16 protein-coding genes and 2 pseudogenes are annotated in these 16,010 nt (G+C 68.1%); 5 read left to right on the top strand and 13 right to left on the bottom strand.

The annotated features are described in order from the left end of the window. Nucleotides 1–7: 7 nt before the first annotated feature. Together BM060_RS22500 and ppk2 are read left to right on the top strand one after the other, a co-directional pair. On the top strand, nucleotides 8–994 hold the full coding sequence (locus BM060_RS22500) for a magnesium transporter CorA family protein (protein ID WP_043315036.1): 987 nt from the start codon (nucleotides 8–10) through the stop codon (nucleotides 992–994). 226 nt (nucleotides 995–1,220) lie between these two features. Further along, nucleotides 1,221–2,152: pseudogene (gene ppk2 / locus BM060_RS22495) on the top strand (polyphosphate kinase 2). Here the strand turns inward: ppk2 and BM060_RS22490 are convergent. Further along, a complete protein-coding gene (locus tag BM060_RS22490) occupies nucleotides 2,127–2,891 on the bottom strand; it encodes a hypothetical protein (protein ID WP_043315038.1) in 765 nt (254 codons plus the stop codon). The pseudogene ppk2 and the gene BM060_RS22490 sit on opposite strands and share 26 nt — an antisense overlap. A gap of 224 nt (nucleotides 2,892–3,115) precedes the next feature. Beyond that, on the bottom strand, nucleotides 3,116–3,811 hold the full coding sequence (locus BM060_RS22485) for a Crp/Fnr family transcriptional regulator (protein WP_043315039.1): 696 nt from the start codon (nucleotides 3,809–3,811) through the stop codon (nucleotides 3,116–3,118). A gap of 79 nt (nucleotides 3,812–3,890) precedes the next feature. Between BM060_RS22485 and BM060_RS22480 the strand changes: the two genes are divergently transcribed. Continuing rightward, nucleotides 3,891–4,415, top strand: a complete 525-nt coding sequence (locus tag BM060_RS22480; protein WP_074983154.1) for an Mpo1 family 2-hydroxy fatty acid dioxygenase — start codon at nucleotides 3,891–3,893, stop codon at nucleotides 4,413–4,415. Between the two features lie 6 nt (nucleotides 4,416–4,421). On the opposite strand, the gene BM060_RS22475 is transcribed toward BM060_RS22480, so the two are convergent. Further along, nucleotides 4,422–5,210 carry an MmyB family transcriptional regulator gene (locus tag BM060_RS22475; RefSeq protein ID WP_074983152.1) on the bottom strand — a complete coding sequence of 263 codons (789 nt, stop codon included), beginning with the start codon at nucleotides 5,208–5,210 and terminating at the stop codon, nucleotides 4,422–4,424. 129 nt (nucleotides 5,211–5,339) lie between these two features. On the opposite strand from BM060_RS22475, the gene BM060_RS22470 reads away from it, so the two are divergent. Further along, nucleotides 5,340–5,744 (top strand): hypothetical protein, encoded by a 405-nt coding sequence (locus tag BM060_RS22470; RefSeq protein WP_074983150.1) that lies wholly within the window; start codon nucleotides 5,340–5,342, stop codon nucleotides 5,742–5,744. Nucleotides 5,745–5,780: 36 nt separating this feature from the next. On the opposite strand, the gene BM060_RS22465 is transcribed toward BM060_RS22470, so the two are convergent. Beyond that, nucleotides 5,781–6,371 (bottom strand): 2-hydroxychromene-2-carboxylate isomerase, encoded by a 591-nt coding sequence (locus tag BM060_RS22465; protein WP_074983149.1) that lies wholly within the window; start codon nucleotides 6,369–6,371, stop codon nucleotides 5,781–5,783. A 29-nt stretch (nucleotides 6,372–6,400) separates the two neighbouring features. Beyond that, complete coding sequence (locus BM060_RS22460) at nucleotides 6,401–7,144, bottom strand: SDR family oxidoreductase (protein WP_061563079.1); 744 nt, start codon at nucleotides 7,142–7,144, stop codon at nucleotides 6,401–6,403. A 98-nt stretch (nucleotides 7,145–7,242) separates the two neighbouring features. Here BM060_RS22460 and BM060_RS22455 point away from each other — a divergent pair, with 98 nt between their 5' ends. Then, nucleotides 7,243–7,815: a TetR/AcrR family transcriptional regulator gene (locus BM060_RS22455; protein ID WP_074983147.1), complete on the top strand. Its 573-nt coding sequence runs from the start codon at nucleotides 7,243–7,245 to the stop codon at nucleotides 7,813–7,815. A 435-nt stretch (nucleotides 7,816–8,250) separates the two neighbouring features. Here BM060_RS22455 and BM060_RS22450 read toward each other — a convergent pair whose 3' ends face one another. The 8 genes and pseudogenes from BM060_RS22450 to BM060_RS22415 form a co-directional block, all read right to left on the bottom strand. Then, nucleotides 8,251–9,000, bottom strand: coding sequence for a sulfite exporter TauE/SafE family protein (locus tag BM060_RS22450; protein WP_074983145.1), 750 nt, complete (start codon nucleotides 8,998–9,000; stop codon nucleotides 8,251–8,253). Between the two features lie 91 nt (nucleotides 9,001–9,091). Beyond that, entirely contained in the window at nucleotides 9,092–10,081 is a 990-nt protein-coding gene (locus tag BM060_RS22445) for a sulfate/molybdate ABC transporter ATP-binding protein (RefSeq protein WP_074983143.1), read from the bottom strand. Nucleotides 10,082–10,084: 3 nt separating this feature from the next. Next, on the bottom strand, nucleotides 10,085–10,957 hold the full coding sequence (gene cysW / locus BM060_RS22440; protein ID WP_074983141.1) for a sulfate ABC transporter permease subunit CysW: 873 nt from the start codon (nucleotides 10,955–10,957) through the stop codon (nucleotides 10,085–10,087). 10 nt (nucleotides 10,958–10,967) lie between these two features. Next, nucleotides 10,968–11,786, bottom strand: coding sequence for a sulfate ABC transporter permease subunit CysT (gene cysT / locus BM060_RS22435; RefSeq protein WP_074983139.1), 819 nt, complete (start codon nucleotides 11,784–11,786; stop codon nucleotides 10,968–10,970). Nucleotides 11,787–11,875: 89 nt separating this feature from the next. Continuing rightward, nucleotides 11,876–12,874: a sulfate ABC transporter substrate-binding protein gene (locus tag BM060_RS22430; RefSeq protein WP_074983137.1), complete on the bottom strand. Its 999-nt coding sequence runs from the start codon at nucleotides 12,872–12,874 to the stop codon at nucleotides 11,876–11,878. 89 nt (nucleotides 12,875–12,963) lie between these two features. Beyond that, nucleotides 12,964–13,146, bottom strand: coding sequence for a sulfur starvation response protein OscA (oscA, locus tag BM060_RS22425; RefSeq protein WP_009614015.1), 183 nt, complete (start codon nucleotides 13,144–13,146; stop codon nucleotides 12,964–12,966). 129 nt (nucleotides 13,147–13,275) lie between these two features. Next, nucleotides 13,276–15,552, bottom strand: coding sequence for a putative bifunctional diguanylate cyclase/phosphodiesterase (locus BM060_RS22420; RefSeq protein WP_074983134.1), 2,277 nt, complete (start codon nucleotides 15,550–15,552; stop codon nucleotides 13,276–13,278). Between the two features lie 127 nt (nucleotides 15,553–15,679). Continuing rightward, nucleotides 15,680–16,010: pseudogene (locus BM060_RS22415) on the bottom strand (IS4 family transposase); the annotation flags it as partial.

Below are 16,010 nucleotides of genomic sequence, written 5' to 3'. Positions count from 1 at the left end.
ATGCGACATGATCACCTATTACACCCTCGACGGCGACCGCTTGCAGCGCCACACCGGCGAAGTCGGCGCGGCCATGCCGGCGGGCACGCTGTGGATCGACCTGCTGCACCCCACGGAAGAGGAGGAGCGCCTGCTGGAGTCCTTCATCGAAGTGGACGTGCCGACCCGCGAGGAAATGGCCGAGATCGAGGATTCCTCGCGCTTCTACGAGAGCAAGGGCGCGCTGTACATGACCACCTCGGTGGTCAGCGGCATCCGCGAGCACCGGCCGAACACCGCCGAGGTCACCTGCGTGCTCACCCCGCAGTGGCTGGTGACGGTGCGATACGCCGACGTGCTGTCGTTCCGCACCTTCGAGACGCGGGTGCAGCGCAGCGGCTGCAAGGGCGCCAGCGACCTGCTGTTCGTCAACCTGATGGACGCGGTGGTGGACCGCATCGCCGACGTGCTGGAGTCGGTGCAGGGCCAGTTGGACACGCTGTCGCGGGACATCTTCACCGACCATGGCGAGCTGCCCCGCTCCCGCGTGCCCAAGACCGACCTGCAGCAGATCGTCAAGCAGTTGGGGCGCACCAACTCGCTGCTGTCCAAGCTCAACGAGAGCCTGCTCAGCGTCAGCCGGCCGCTGGCCTATTTCCGCCAGAGCGGCAATGGCAACGCCTGGATCAGCGAGGAAGCGCGCCTGGGCATGAAGTCGGTGGAGCGCGACGTGCGTTCGCTGGGCGAGTACCAGTCGAAGATGTCCGGCGAGATCACCTTCCTGCTCGACGCCACCTTGGGCCTGATCAACATCGAGCAGAACAGCATCATCAAGGTGTTCTCCATCGCCGCCGTGCTGTTCCTGCCGCCGACCCTGGTGGGCACCGTGTACGGCATGAACTTCCAGCACATGCCGGAACTGGCCTGGGCCAGCGGCTACCCGCTGGCGCTGGTGGCCATGGTGGTCTCGGCGATCATCCCGTACCTCTGGTTCAAGTTCCGCGGCTGGCTGTAGCGTTGCCGGGGCGCGCGGCCTTGATATCGATCAAGATCGCCGTACCCGGCAGCTAGCAGAGTGGGGGGATTGCTCGCCCGAGCCCCATGTCTCACAGGAGGAGACCATGCCGCAGCCCGATGCCAAGAACCCGCCCGTCCTCGCTGCCCTGGAGGCCCCGACGCCGACCCGCGGCGGCGAGGAAATCCGTGCCCAGAGCCACGGCCCGGTCGCCCTGACCGTGGCCATGGCGCCGCGCGGCAGCAACGAGGATTCCGGCTCCGCCGGCCTGCCCTCGTCCTACCCCTACCGCAAACGCCTGCAGCGCAAGGAATACGAGGCGCTCAAGGCGCAGCTGCAGGTGGAACTGCTGAAGGTGCAGAGCTGGGTGAAGGAAACCGGGCAGCGCATCGTGGTGCTCTTCGAGGGCCGCGACGCCGCCGGCAAGGGCGGCACCATCAAGCGCTTCATGGAGCACCTGAACCCGCGTGGCGCGCGGGTGGTCGCCCTGGAGAAGCCCAGCGACGCGGAAAGCGGCCAGTGGTATTTCCAGCGCTACGTCCAGCACCTGCCCACCGCGGGCGAAATGGTCTTCTTCGACCGCTCCTGGTACAACCGCGCCGGCGTCGAGCGGGTGATGGGCTTCTGCACGCCGCGCCAGTACCTGGAGTTCATGCAGCAGACGCCGGAACTGGAGCGCATGCTGGTGCGCAACGGCATCCAGCTGTTCAAGTACTGGTTCTCGGTCAGCCGCGAGGAGCAGCTGCGGCGCTTCGTGTCGCGCCGCGACGACCCGCTCAAGCACTGGAAGCTGTCGCCCATCGACATCCAGTCGCTGGACCGCTGGGACGACTACACCCAGGCCAAGGAGGCGATGTTCTTCCACACCGACACCGCCGACGCGCCCTGGGTGGTGGTCAAGTCCGACGACAAGAAGCGTGCGCGGCTGAACTGCCTACGCCACTTCCTGCACACGCTGGACTACCCCGGCAAGGACCTGGCCATCGCCCACGCCCCCGACCCGCTGCTGGTGGGGCGTGCGGCCCAGCTGGACCGCGACGAGCTGGCGCGCCCGCATGCCACGCCGCCGCTGCCGCGCCAGGTCGAGGCCAGCGAGAGCGCCCCGGCGGCCTGAGGGGCCGCCGGGCCTGCCTCACTGCGCCTGGCTCAGCTGCATGAGCTGGCCGGCCAGCTCGCGGGCGTGGCGTTCGACGATGATCGGCGCCCAGGGCCGGCCGGAGGCGCTGACCAGGGCGTTGCTCTTGCTGTTCATGTCGCCCAGGGCGGTTTCCAGGTAGTTCCAGCGCATCTGCAGCTTGCCGCTCGCCGCGCCCGGTGGCAGGCGCGAGAGGCTGCGGCTGATCAGCGGCAGCAGCGTCTTCTCGTCCTGGCCGAGGTAGCTCTGCGGCGCCTCGCGGGCGATCTCCAGCACGCCCAGGTAGGAACGCGCCAGGTACTGCACGGAAAGGTATTCGATGCGCACCGGCACCTGCCACAGCGGCAGCTCGTCGGCCGCGGACGGCGGCACGAAGCGCTCGACCTGGCCGAGGAAGTCGCGCAGGGCGCGGCTCAGGTCCGGCAGGTAGGTCCAGGGCAGGTCCTCTTCCTTGGGGCCGTAGGTGGTGCCGGCCTGGATCTGCGCGAGCAGCGCCTGGTGGGCCTTGCGCAGGCCGTCGTCGGCCTTGGCGTAGCTTTTGACCGCCGCGTCCAGGGCGGCCAGGTCGGCCTTCAGCTGGTTGGCGTGGTTCTCCTGGAAGCCTTCGCCGCGCAACAGCATCAGGCTGCCCAGGGCCCGGCAGGCGTCGACCTGCATGGCCTGCAGCTGTTGCTCGTCGCTGGGCAGGTTGGCCCGGGCGGGCAGGGCGAGGAGGGTGAGAATACAGACGAACAGGTACTGCAGGAGGTATTTGCGGTTCATGGCGGGAGTTTCCCTGTTGTTCTTGTTGGCCGCCTGGCCACGCCTTGGCGGGCGTGGGTGGTTTCGCGAACAGCGCCGGCCTTGCCTGGCCGGCCGGTTACCTGCGAGGGGTCACCGTACCGGGGCGCGCTCCCCCTGGCGCCCCGCCCGATGCTCCGGGCCAGCAAAGGCTAGCGCCTGCGCCGGCCGTTGCAACCGATCGAAAGAGTGATTCGCCGACGGCGTCATGCTTCCTCTCCCGCGGCCAGACGCAGGCCGTGGGCGTCGAGAATCTCGATGCCGGCGTAGCTCAGGCGCAGCACGCCGCGGGCTTCCAGCTCCTTGAGCAGGTGGTTGGTGGTCTGCCGCGACAGCCCGAGCATGGCCGCCAGCTGTTCCTGGGGCAGGTGCAGCTCGCGCTGGCTGGCCTGCGCCTCGCCGTAGCTGGCGGCCAGCATCAGCAGGCGCCGGGCCAGGCGCTGGGCGGCCGGCAGCAGGGCCTGTTCCTCCAGCACGGTGAAGGCCAGGCGCAGCTTGTGGCTCATCAGCAGGGCGAAGTCGCGCCAGTACTGCGGCTTTTCGGCGAGCAGCGCGTGCAGCGCCGGCAGCGGCACCTGCAGCAGGGTGGTGGGGCCTTCGGCGTAGGCGTCGTGGGTGCGCGGCTGGCCGTCGAACAGGCAGATCTCGCCGAACCAGTTGGGCGCCTCCACCAGGGCCAGCAGCGCTTCCTTGCCGCTGGCGCCCACCGCGCCGACGCGCATCCTGCCTTCGACCACGCAATACAGCCCGCAGGGGGCGTCGCCGCGGGCGAACAGGCGCTGCCCGGCGGGCAGGCGGCGGACGATGGCGGCCTGGCCGAGGGCTTCGCGCAGTTCGGCGGGCAGGTGCTGGAACCAGCGGCCGGAGGCGATGCGTTGCAGGCAGTCGGCGGTGTCGGGCATGGGCTTTGTCGGCTAGTTGACAGAGTGGTACGGCAGTCCAAGCCATGATGCCAGTACCTTGCCCGAGAACGACAGAACAATGAAAACACTCGTCGACCACCTGGCGCAGTACGCGGCCTACCACCGCGACCGGCGCAACATCCTCAGCCACTTCATCGGCATCCCGATGATCGTCCTGTCCATCGCCGTGCTGCTGTCGCGCCCGGGTCTTGAGGCCGGCGGCCTGCTGCTGGCCCCGGCGACCCTGCTGGCGCTGGCCGCGCTGGCGTTCTACCTGCGCCTGGACCTGCGCTTCGGCGTGCTCATGGGCGTGCTCCTGGCGCTGTCGCTGTGGGCCGGCGCGGTGCTGGCCGCGGGTTCCACCGCCAGCTGGCTGGCCTGGGGCATCGGCCTGTTCGTGGTGGGCTGGTTCATCCAGTTCGTCGGCCACTGGTACGAGGGGCGCAAGCCGGCCTTCGTCGACGACCTGATGGGGCTGGTGGTCGGCCCGCTGTTCGTCGCCGCCGAGGCGGCCTTCCTGCTCGGCCTGCGCGACGAGGTGCGCCGCGCCGTGGAAGAGCGCGCCGGGCCGACCTGCATCCGCGAGCGCAAGGCGGCTGTCTGATCTTCCCTAGCCCGCGCCGGTGAGCCGGCGCAGGATTTCCGCGCTGCGCGCATCGGCGGGGAAGAAGGTTTCCAGCGCCAACTCCGAGAGCGTCACATCCACCGGCGTGCCGAACACCGTGATGGTGCCGATCAGGCTGAGCACGCCCAGCTCGGTGTTCAGTTGCACCGGTATCAGCACCATGTCGCCGCTGGCTTGCTCTTCGTGGGGCGGCGCCGGGTAGAGCGCCAGTTCGTCGCGCAGGGCCTGCAACTGCGGGTCGCCGCTGGCGTCGATGTCCCGCTGCAGGCGCGCCATCACATGCGCCTTCCACGGTCCCAGGTTGAGGATGCTCGGTGCCAGGCCGCGCGGGTGCAGGCTCATGCGCAGCACGTTGCAGGGCGCGGCGAGCAGCTCGGGGGCCACGCCGATGAGGAAGACGCTCACCGCGTGGTTGGAGGCCAGCAGGTTCCAGTGGCGGTCCACCACCATCGCCGGGTTCGGCTCGTGGGCCTTGAGCAACTGGTCGATGGCCTGCCGCGCCACGGTCAGTGCCGGGTCGTCCAGCGTCCGCTCTGAATACACCGGCGCGTAGCCGGCGGCGCCGAGCAGGCGGTTGCGCTCGCGCAGCGGGATGTCCAGCTGTTCGGCCAGGTGCAGGAGCATCTCGCGGCTGGGCAGGGCGCGGCCGGTCTCGACGAAGCTCAGGTGGCGCGTGGAGATGTCCGCGTCGCAGGCCAGGTCGAGCTGGCTGAGGCGGCGGCGCTGGCGCCATTGGCGCAGCAGGGCGCCGACGGGGAGGGTTTGGCTGTCCATGGGAACGAACGATAGACCTCTGTCCGGGGCCCGGCCATTACCTGGCAGGTAATCGACGCTGTGCCCGCCGCGGCGGATTCTTCGGCCAGGCGCCGCGGACCGGCGGCGCTTCGTTCAGGAGGATTCGCCATGACTCTGCTGCAACCGTCCCCGCTGCTCCGCCGTTCCCTGCAACTGGACGCCCTCGCCGGCGGCGCCACCGGCCTGCTGCTGGCGCTGGCCGCCAACCCGCTGAGCGAACTGTTCGGCCTGCCCGTCGTACTGCTGATGGTGGCCGGCATCGTGCTGCTGCCCTTCGCCCTGGTGCTGGCCTGGATGGCCAATTGCGAGGTGCTGCCGCGCACCGGCGTCTGGGCGGTGATCGCCGCCAACCTGCTGTGGGTGCTGGAAAGCCTGTTCCTGCTGCTCAGCGGCTGGGTTCAGCCGAGCGTGCTGGGCTGCGCCTTCGTCATCGGCCAGGCGCTGGTGGTCGGGGTGTTGGCGGAACTTGAGTTCTTCGGCCTGCGCCGCTCCGCCGTGCTCCATGGCCTGTGAGGCGCGAGGGGCGGCCTTGCGGGGCCGCCCTTCGCTTCAGGCCAGCGCCTCGCGGACGAAGTCCAGGCGGTCCTGGCCGAAGAACATCTCCTCGCCGACGAACATGGTCGGCGCGCCGAACATGCCGCGCTTGATGGCCGCCTCGGTGTTGGCCTTGAGCGCGTCCTTCACTTCCTGGTCCGCCGCCAGCGCCAGCAGCGCCTGTGGATCGAAGCCGGCCTCGGCCAGCAGCGGGCCCAGCACCGCCGCGTCGCCCAGGTTCAGGGCGTCCACCCACATGCCCTTGAACACGCAGGCCAGCAGCGCCTCGAAGCGTTCCGGCTGGCGCAACTGCACGCCGGTGGCGGCGCGCATCAGCAGCAGGGTATTGATCGGGAAGTGCGGGTTCATCTTCAGCGGCACGCCGTAGCGGCGGGCGAAGCGCTGCATGTCGATCAGGGTGTAGCGGCCCTTGGCCGGGACGGCGATCGGCGAGACGTTGCCGGTGGCCTGGAACACGCCGCCCAGCAGCACCGGGCGGTAGACCAGCTCGGCGCCGGCCGCGGCGCAGATGCCCGGCAGCTGGGTGTAGGCCAGGTAGGAGGTGGGGCTGCCGAAGTCGAAGTAGAACTCGACGCTTTTGCTCATGGGTGATCCCTCTTTGTTGTCGTTGTGGATTACCAGCGTTCCATCCAGGGCCGCAGGTCCAGCTCGAAGGTCCAGGCGTCGCGCGGCTGGCTGTGCAGGTACCAGTAGTTGTCGGCGATGTGCTCGGGGTCGAGGATGCCGTCCTGGTCTTTCTGCGCGTACTTCTCCGGGAAGTTGTCGCGGATGAACTCAGTGTCGATGGCGCCATCCACCACCACGTGGGCCACGTGCAGGCCCATGGGCCCCAGCTCGCGGGCCATGCTCTGGGCCAGCGCGCGGATGCCGTGCTTGGCCCCGGCGAAGGCGGCGAACCCGGCGGCGCCGCGCAGGCCGGCGGTGGCGCCGGTGAAGAGCAGGGTGCCACGCTGGCGCGCGACCATGCGCCGGGCCACCGCCTGGCCGGTGAGGAAGCCGGAGAAGCAGGCCATCTCCCAGATCTTGAAGTACTTGCGCGCGGTCTCGTCGAGGATGCTGCAGGGCACGTTGGCGCCGATGTTGAAGACGAAGGCCTCGATGGGGCCGATGTCGCGTTCGATGGTCTCCACCAGTTCCGCCACCTGCTCCTCCTTGCGCGCGTCCGAGGCGAAGCCGTGGGCCTCGCCACCCTCGGCGCGGATGGCGTCGACCAGCGGTTGCAGCTTGTCCGCCGAGCGCCGGGTGACGCAGGCGACGTAGCCCTCGCGGGCGAAGCGGCGGGCGATGGCGCCGCCGGTGGCGTCCCCGGCGCCGATCACCAGCACCACTTTCTTTTCGTTGGGGGAGGCAGCGCTCATGTTCGTTTCCTCTGTTTGTTATGGGTAAACGATCGTTTGGTAAACGAACGTTATGTTATGCTTCCGGCAGCCGTCAAGCCGTTTCCGGAGCCCACGCCATGCGCTACTCAGCCAGCCACAAGGAAGAAACCCGCCAGCGCCTGCTGGAGAGCAGCGGCGCCATCGCCAAGCGCGAAGGCTTCGCCAGTGTCGGCGTGGACGCGCTGATGAAGGCGGTGGGGCTGAGCGGCGGTGCCTTCTACAACCACTTTCCGTCCAAGGATGCGCTGTTCGCCGCCATCGTCGAACGCGAGCTGACGCGCAGCGCCGAGCGCCTGGGCAAGGCCGGCGACAGCCACGGCCGCGAGCGCCTGGAGCGCTGCCTGCAGCGTTACCTGACGCTGGCCCACGTGCAGAACGTCGACGGCGGCTGCGCCATTCCCGCCCTGGGCGCGGACATCGCCCGCGCCGACGAGCAGGTGCGCGGCACGGTGGAGACGGCGATGCTCGGGCTGCAGCAGGCCTGGGCGGAGGAGTTGGGGAATGCGGAGGATGCGTGGGCGATGCTTGCCCAGTGCGTCGGGGCGTTGTTGCTGGCGCGGATGACGGCCAGTGAGGAGACGCAGCGGGCGATCATCGAGTCGAGCAGGGGGTTCCTGCTGCGGCGGTTGGAGGATGGGGTTTCTTCGTAGGAGCGAGCTTGCTCGCGAATGGCGTTTCCCTCTGGCTACGGTGCCTTGGATTGACTCCGCACCCTCTCCCCAGCCCTCTCCCTGAAGGGAGAGGGGGCCGTTCGGCGTGTGCTGATGTTTCGGCTCTCCCTGATGCTATGCATAAAGCCTGATACCTCCATGAGGCACGGCCTTCGCGCCGGCACGGACTAGCTCCCTCTCCCTTGAGGAGAGGGGCTGTTTGGCGTGTGCTGATGTTTCGGCTCTTCCTGATGCTACGCATAAAGCCTGATGCCTCCATGAGGCACGGCCTTCGCGCCGGCACGGACTAGCTCCCTCTCCCTTCAGGGAGAGGGCTGGGGAGAGGGGCGGTGTTCAGGTTGGTATCGATGTTTCCGGGAGGCACCATTCGCGAGCAAGCTCGCTCCTACGAAAAGCCCCCAGAGCCCCAGGGCCTCAGAGTCCCCGCAGGGCCAGGTCCGCGCCAAGCAACAACAACCCCCCGAAGAAGCACCGGCGAAAGGCCGTCGGGCTGATGCGGTTGCGCAGCCACTGCCCCAGGTACATCCCCGCCAATGCCGGCAGCAGCGCCAGCAACGACACTCCCAGCACCGATGCATGCAACAGCGAGCCCTGCTGCCCGAGGGTGAGCGCTAGGGCCAGGGTGGAGACGGTGAAGGACAGCCCGAGGGCCTGCACCAGGTCGTCCTTCTCCAGGCCCAGGGCCTGCAGGTAAGGCACCGCGGGGATCACGAAGACACCGGTGACCGCGGTGATGGCGCCGGTGGCCAGGCCGATCAGCGGCGACAGCCAGGCCTCGTGTGCCGGCGCCACCTGGAAGCGCTTCGCCGACAGCCCGAGCAGCGCATAGAGGACCAGCGCCACGCCCAGCAGCGGCGTGGCCGCCGCCCAGTGTTCGCCGCCCAGCCACCAGCCCACGGCCAGGGTGCCGGCGACGATGCCGGCGAGCATGCCCCACATCCGCCTGAGCAGCCCGAGGAAGCGCGGCCCGGCGGCCAGTTGCCAGACGTTGGTGACGGTGGAGGGCACCACCAGGATGGCCGCCGCCTGCATCGGCGGCATCAGCAGCCCGAGCAGGCCGACCGCCACCGTCGGCAGGCCGAGGCCGACCACGCCCTTGACCAGGCCGGCGAGGAGGAAGGTAAGGACGATCAGGTCCAGGTGCGCGGGCAGCGAGTCGAACATGGGCGGGCCTTGCCTTGGCGGTGGAGCGGGGCAGGATACCCGCAAACGAAGAACCCCGCCGCGGCGGGGTTCTTCTGCAACGGGCGGCGCCTCAGATGCTGGCCACCTGCTGGTAGGCCTTGGGCTTGAAGTACAGCGTCTCGCCGCGGGCCAGGCCGACCAGGCTGTCGTGGTCCTTGACCACCTCGGCCTCGATCAGCTCGTCCTGGCCGTCCACCTTCAACGTCACCCGGGTGATCGCGCCCAGCGGGCGGATGTCGCGGACTTCCGCCGCGCGGTGCGCTTCCACCGCCTGGCGCGACAGCGAGACCTCGTGCGGGCGGAACAGCAGGTGCTCGTCGTTGCCCAGGTGCAGGCGGTTGGAGTCGCCGAGGAAGTGGTAGACGAAGTCGCTGGCCGGGTTCTCGTAGACCTCGCCCGGCGAGCCGATCTGCTCGATCACGCCCTTGTTCATCACCACGATGCGGTCGGCGACTTCCATCGCCTCTTCCTGGTCGTGGGTGACGAACACGCTGGTGAGGTTGATCTCCTCGTGCAGGCGCGCCAGCCAGCGGCGCAGCTCCTTGCGCACCTTGGCGTCGAGGGCGCCGAAGGGCTCGTCCAGCAGCAGGATCTTCGGCTCCACCGCCAGGGCGCGGGCCAGGGCGATGCGCTGGCGCTGGCCGCCGGAGAGCTGTTCCGGGTAGCGGTCGGCGAGCCAGTCCAGCTGCACCATGTTCAGCAGTTCGTGGACCTTCTCGGCGATGCGCGCCTCGCTCGGGCGTTCCTTCTTGGCCTTCATGCGCAGGCCGAAGGCGACGTTGTCGAACACCGTCATGTGGCGGAACAGCGCGTAGTGCTGGAACACGAAGCCGACGTTGCGGTCGCGCACGTCGTGCTGCGAGACGTCCTCGCCGTGGAAGACGATGTTGCCGGCGTCCGGCGTCTCCAGGCCGGCGATGATCCGCAGCAGGGTGGTCTTGCCGCAACCGGAGGGGCCGAGCAGGGCCACCAGCTCGCCGCTGTGGATGTCCAGGTTGATGTCGTCGAGCGCCTTGAAGGCGTTGAAGTTCTTGCTGACGTTACGGATTTCGATACTCATGGCTTATTCCTCGTCAGCTTTGACTTTCAATCGGGACAGGCGCGACTCGCTCCACTGCTTGAGCAGCAGGATGACCAGGGCCATCAGCAGCAGCAGGGTGGCGACGCTGAAAGCGGCGACGTGATTGTATTCGTTGTAGAGGATCTCGACGTGCAGCGGCAGGGTGTTGGTGACGCCGCGGATGTGCCCGGAAACCACCGACACCGCGCCGAACTCGCCCATCGCCCGCGCGGTGCACAGCACCACGCCGTAGATCAGGCCCCATTTGATGTTCGGCAGGGTCACGTGCCAGAACATCTGCCAGCCGTTGGCGCCGAGCAGGCGCGCGGCCTCTTCTTCCTGGGTGCCCTGTTCCTGCATCAGCGGGATCAGTTCGCGGGCGACGAAGGGGAAGGTGACGAAGATGGTGGCCAGGACGATGCCGGGCACGGCGAAGACGATCTGGATGTCGTGGTCGCTGAGCCACGGCCCGAAGTAGCCCTGGGCGCCGAACAGCAGCACGTAGATCAGGCCGGCGATCACCGGCGAGACCGAGAACGGCAGGTCGATCAGCGTCACCAGGATGCTCTTGCCGGGGAACTCGAACTTGGTCACGCACCAGGCGGCGGCCACGCCGAACACCAGGTTCAGCGGCACCGAGATGCCCACGGCGATCAGCGTGAGTTTCAGCGCGGCCAAGGCGTCGGGCTCGACGATAGACTCGAGGAAGGTGCCGAAGCCCTGCTTCAGCGCCTCGCTCAGGACCACGAACAGCGGCATCAGCAGGAACAGGGCGAAGGCCAGCCAGGCCAGGCCGATGAGCGCCCGGCGGCCCCAGGGGGCGCCACGCCGGGCGGCGTTCGCCGCTTGTGCGGTGGAAAGCGTTACGGAACTCATGGCGCGCTCCTTACGGGGTCTCGATGCGGCGTTGCAGCAGGTTGATCAGCAGCAGCAGGACGAAGGCCACCACCAGCATCAGCACGCCGATGGCGGTGGCGCCGGTGTAGTCGTACTGGTCCAGCTTGACCATGATCAGCAGCGGCAGGATCTCGGTTTTCATCGGCATGTTGCCGGCGATGAAGATCACCGAGCCGTACTCGCCGACGCCGCGGGCGAAGGCCAGGGCGAAGCCGGTCAGCCAGGCCGGCAGCAGCGCCGGCAGCAGTACGTGGCGGAACACCTGCAGCGGCTTGGCGCCCAGGCAGGCGGCGGCTTCCTCGACCTCGCGGGGGATGTCCGCCAGCACCGGCTGCACCGTGCGCACCACGAAGGGCAGGACCACGAAGGTCAGCGCCAGGGTGATGCCCAGCGGGGTGTAGGCGATCTTGAAGCCCAGCTCGGTGGCGAAGCGGCCGATCATGCCGTTGGGGGCGTAGAGCGCGGTCAGGGCGATGCCGGCCACGGCGGTGGGCAGGGCGAAGGGCAGGTCGATCATGGCGTCGATGATCTTGCGCCCGGGGAACCGGTAGCGCACCAGCACCCAGGCCAGCAGGGTGCCGATCACGCCGTTGATCAGGGCGGCGATCAGCGCGGTGCCGAAGCTCAGCTTGAGCGCGGCGAGCACGCGCGGGGCGGTGATGATGGTCCAGAACTGTTCCCAGGTGAGCTCGGTGGTCTTGAGGAACAGGGCCCCCAGCGGAATCAGCACCAACAGGCTGAGATACACCAGGGTGTAGCCCAGAGTCAGCCCGAAGCCGGGTATGACCGGGGAGATGCGTCGTGACATTGAAACCTCTCGGTTAGCTACAAGCCGAAAGCCACAAGCGGCAAGCGAGCTGTTTGCAGCTTATGGCTCGCCGCTTGTGGCTGCGCGGTTCACTGCGCCTGGTAGATCTTGTCGAAGATGCCACCGTCGTTGAAGAACTTCGGCTGCGCGACCTTCCAGCCGCCGAAGTCCTTGTCGATGGTCACCAGGTCCAGTTTCGGGAACTGGTTGGCGAACTCGGCGGCGACCTTGGCGTTGCGCGGGCGGTAGAAGTTCTGCGCGGCGATGCGCTGGCCTTCCTCGCTGTACAGGTACTTCAGGTATTCCTCGGCGACCTTGCGGGTGCCCTTCTTGTCGACGGTCTTGTCGACCACCGCCACCGGCGGCTCGGCCAGGATGGACAGCGAGGGTACGACGATTTCGAAGTTCTCGCCGCCCTGTTCCTTCTTGGCCAGGAAGGCTTCGTTCTCCCAGGCCAGCAGCACGTCGCCGATGTTGTTGTTGACGAAGGTGATGGTCGAGCCGCGGGCGCCGGTGTCCAGCACGGGCACGTGCTTGTACAGGTCCTTGACGTAGTCCTGGGCCTTGTCGTCGCTACCGTACTGCTTCTTCGCCCAGGCCCAGGCGGCCAGGAAGTTCCAGCGGGCGCCGCCGGAGGTCTTCGGGTTCGGGGTGATGACCTCGACGCCCGGCTTGGTCAGGTCGGCCCAGTCCTTGATGCCCTTGGGGTTGCCCTTGCGCACCAGGAACACGATGGTCGAGGTGTAGGGAGTGCTGTTGTCCGGCAGGCGCGCCTGCCAGTCGGCCGGCAGCAGGTTGCCGAGCTTGTGCAGTTCGTCGATGTCGCCGGCCAGGGCCAGGGTCACCACGTCGGCCTTCAGGCCGTCGATGACCGCGCGGGCCTGCTTGCCGGAGCCGCCGTGGGATTGCTGCACGGTCAGGTCGTCGCCGCCCTGGGCCTTCCAGTGCTTGATGAAGGCCGCGTTGTAGGCCTGGTACAGCTCGCGGGTCGGGTCGTAGGAGACGTTCAGCAGTTGGGTGGCCGCGGCCGCGGGGCCGGCGATCAAGGCGCTGGCCAGGGCGGCCAGGGCGAAACGGCGGATGGACATGTGCAGCTCCTGGATACGAATCTTCAGTGTTGTGCTTGTTGGCGTGTTCTTATCGGGGGCGTCGCGGTGGGGCGCATGGGCCCCGGGGGTCAGCTCTGGCGGCTGGCGGGCTGCTGCAGGCGGAACTTCTCCTTGCGCTCGATCTGCACCACCTGGCCGTTGTGCACGGTGATCTCGACGGCGCCGAAACGCAGACCGCGCAGGGCGCTCTGCACTTCACGCAGGATGTTGGCTTCGTCCTGGCCTTCCAGGCTACGGAGGGTTGCGCTCATGATCTGGGCTCCTTGGTGGGCTTCGCCGGGCCGTCCCGGATGGGCGGCGCGTGCGGTGTGAGCGCATCTTAGGCAGGAGTCGAATATTCTTAAAAATACTATTTAAGAATTTTTATATTCCACCAGGTTTTAATTCGATTCGGTCGCCGCCGTCCGCGCCCAGGGCAGCTCGTCGGCCGGCTGCGGACGGCCGTACCAGTAGCCCTGGCCGAAGTCGCAGGCGTGGTCGAGGAGGAAGGCCGCCTGGTCCGGGCGCTCGATGCCCTCGGCCACCACGCTCAGGCCCATGCTGCGGGCCAGGGCGATGATGGCGCGGGCGATGGCGGCGTCCTCGGCATCGCCGGGCAGGCCGGCGACGAAGCCCTGGTCGATCTTCAGCTTCTGCACCGGCATGCGTTTCAGGCGCATCAGCGAGGAATAGCCGGTGCCGAAGTCGTCGATCGCCAGTTGCACGCCCAGCGCCCGCAGGCGCTGCAGCAGGGCCACCGACTGGTCGATGTTCTGCATGATGGCGCTCTCGGTCACTTCCAGCTCCAGGTGCCGCGGCTGCAGGCCGCTTTCCTGCAGGGCGCGGGCCACGCGCTGTTCCAGGCCGTCGCGGCCGAACAGGCGGCTGGACAGGTTCACCGCGACGAAATCCAGCGCCACGCCGTCGTCCAGCCACTGGCGCATCTGCCGGCAGGCCTGGTCCAGCACCCAGGCGTCGATGGCGGCGATCAGCCCGCATTCCTCGGCCACCGGGATGAATTCGCAGGGCGGCACCAGGCCGCGCTGCGGGTGCTGCCAGCGCACCAGCGACTCCACCCCGACCACCTGGCCGCTGGCCAGGTCGTGCACCGGCTGGTAGTACACGCGCAACTCGTCGTGCTCCAGCGCCTGGCGCAGGGCGGCTTCCACCTGCACGTGGGAACGCGCGCGGGCGGTCAGCTCCGGGGTGTAGAAGGCGTACAGGTTGCGCCCGCTGGCCTTGGCCTGGAACAGCGCGGCATCGGCGTGGCGCAGCAGGTGGTCGACGTCGCGGGCATCGTCGGGGAACAGGCTGACGCCCATGCTGGCGGAGATGTAGATCGGCTGGCCCTGCACCTCGAAGGGCGCGTGCATGGCCTCCAGCAGGCGCTGGGCGAGGCTGCTGGCGTGGTGCGGCTGCTGGCTCTCCAGGACCACGGCGAACTCGTCGCCGCCCAGGCGCGCCAGGGAGGCGTGCTCGTCGAGGCAGCCGCGCAGGCGCTCGGCCACCGTCTTGACCAGCTGGTCGCCGGCGCTGTGGCCGAGGCTGTCGTTGACGTGCTTGAAGTGGTCCAGGTCGAGCAGCAGCAGGGCGCCGCTGCCCTGTTCGCGGTCGGCGCGGGCCAGGGCCTGCTCGATGCGCTCGCGCAGCAGCAGGCGGTTGGGCAGCCCGGTGAGCGGGTCGTGGTGGGCGAGGAAGTCCAGCTCGTGCTGCGAGCGCTTGATGCTGCTGAGGTCGGAGAACACCGCGACGTAGTGCGTCAGGCGCCCCTGTTCGTCGTGCACGGCGCAGATGTGCTGCCACTGCGGGTACACCTCGCCGCTCTTGCGCCGGTTCCAGATTTCCCCGCACCACAGGCCTTCGCTGTTCAGGGCCTGCCACATGCGCTGGTAGAAGGCGTCGTCCTGGCGCCCGGACTTGAGCATCGAGGGATTGCGCCCCACCACCTCGTCGGTGCTGTAGCCGGTGATGCGCTGGAATGACGGGTTGACGTGGAGGATCACGCCCTTGTCGTCGGTCACCAGCAGGCCTTCCTGGGTCGCCTCGAACACCGCCGCGGCCTGGCGCAGGTGGTCGTTGGCCTCGCGCTGCTCGGTGACGTCGCGGCTGATGCCGGTCATGCGCAGCGGCTCGCCGTCGTGGCCGCCGCTCAGGCGCGCGCGGGCATGCACCCAGCGGTAGCTGCCGTCGGCGTGGCGCAGGCGGTAGGTGCATTCCAGGCGCTGGCTGCGCCGTTGCAGCAGGTCGCGGTGCTGGGCCAGCACGCTGTCGCGGTCGTCCGGGTGCAGCCGCCGTTCCCAGGCCTCGAAGCTGTCGCCCAGTTCCGCCTCGCTCAGGCCGGTCATCCGCGCGTAGCCGGGCGAGTAGAACACCTGGTGGCGCTCGACGTCCCATTCCCAGAGGCCGTCGTCCAGGGCGTCCAGGGCCCGTTCGAAGCGCCGTTCGCTGCTCTCGCGGGCGGCGAAGGTGCGCTGCATCCACTTGAACTGCCGGGCCAGCAGCAGGAACAGCACGCCGGCGCTGATGGCAAAGAAAAGATACTTTTTCGCCACCAGCCAGGGCAGCAGGTCAGCGTCGCCGACCGCCAGGCGCAACAACTGGTCGCTCGTAAGCCCCCATAAGCAGGCGAACAGCAGGTACAGCAAACAGATGCGGAGGGCACTCGGGCGTGGATTCATTATCGCGAGGGGAGCGAGTTATTGGCTGCGCAGTATAGAGGATGGCCATTGGCCCCTGTTCATATCAAAAAGACCGGATGGTTTTCCCGCCACGCTTGGTGATAATGCGAGCTGGCCTGAATGGCACTTACTTAACCCTTTTCGGATGACCGTGTTTCTTGATCGCTGCCCGAGCAGATTGACGTGTGCAGGTCAGTAATGGGTAGGGCTTTGGCCTTCGCTTGAGGGCTCTGGGTTCAACTCGCCCGGAGCGATTGCCGACACGCTGTTGCGCGACCAGAACCAGCAGGCCGCGAAGAGTCGTACCTCCGTCAGGATCATCGTCGAATTGCCGCCACGCCAGCCATAGCTGGAGGCTGTGCTTGAAGCTCAATTCACGGGGTAGGCAGTCAGCCATCGAGGCCGATTGCGCCATGATCAGGCGAATCAGGTTGTGTGCCAGCAGGTAAATCCAGAGT

The organism is Pseudomonas citronellolis (assembly GCF_900112375.1).
Classification (GTDB): domain Bacteria; phylum Pseudomonadota; class Gammaproteobacteria; order Pseudomonadales; family Pseudomonadaceae; genus Pseudomonas; species Pseudomonas citronellolis.
This window is presented reverse-complemented; position numbering and strand designations above follow the sequence as displayed.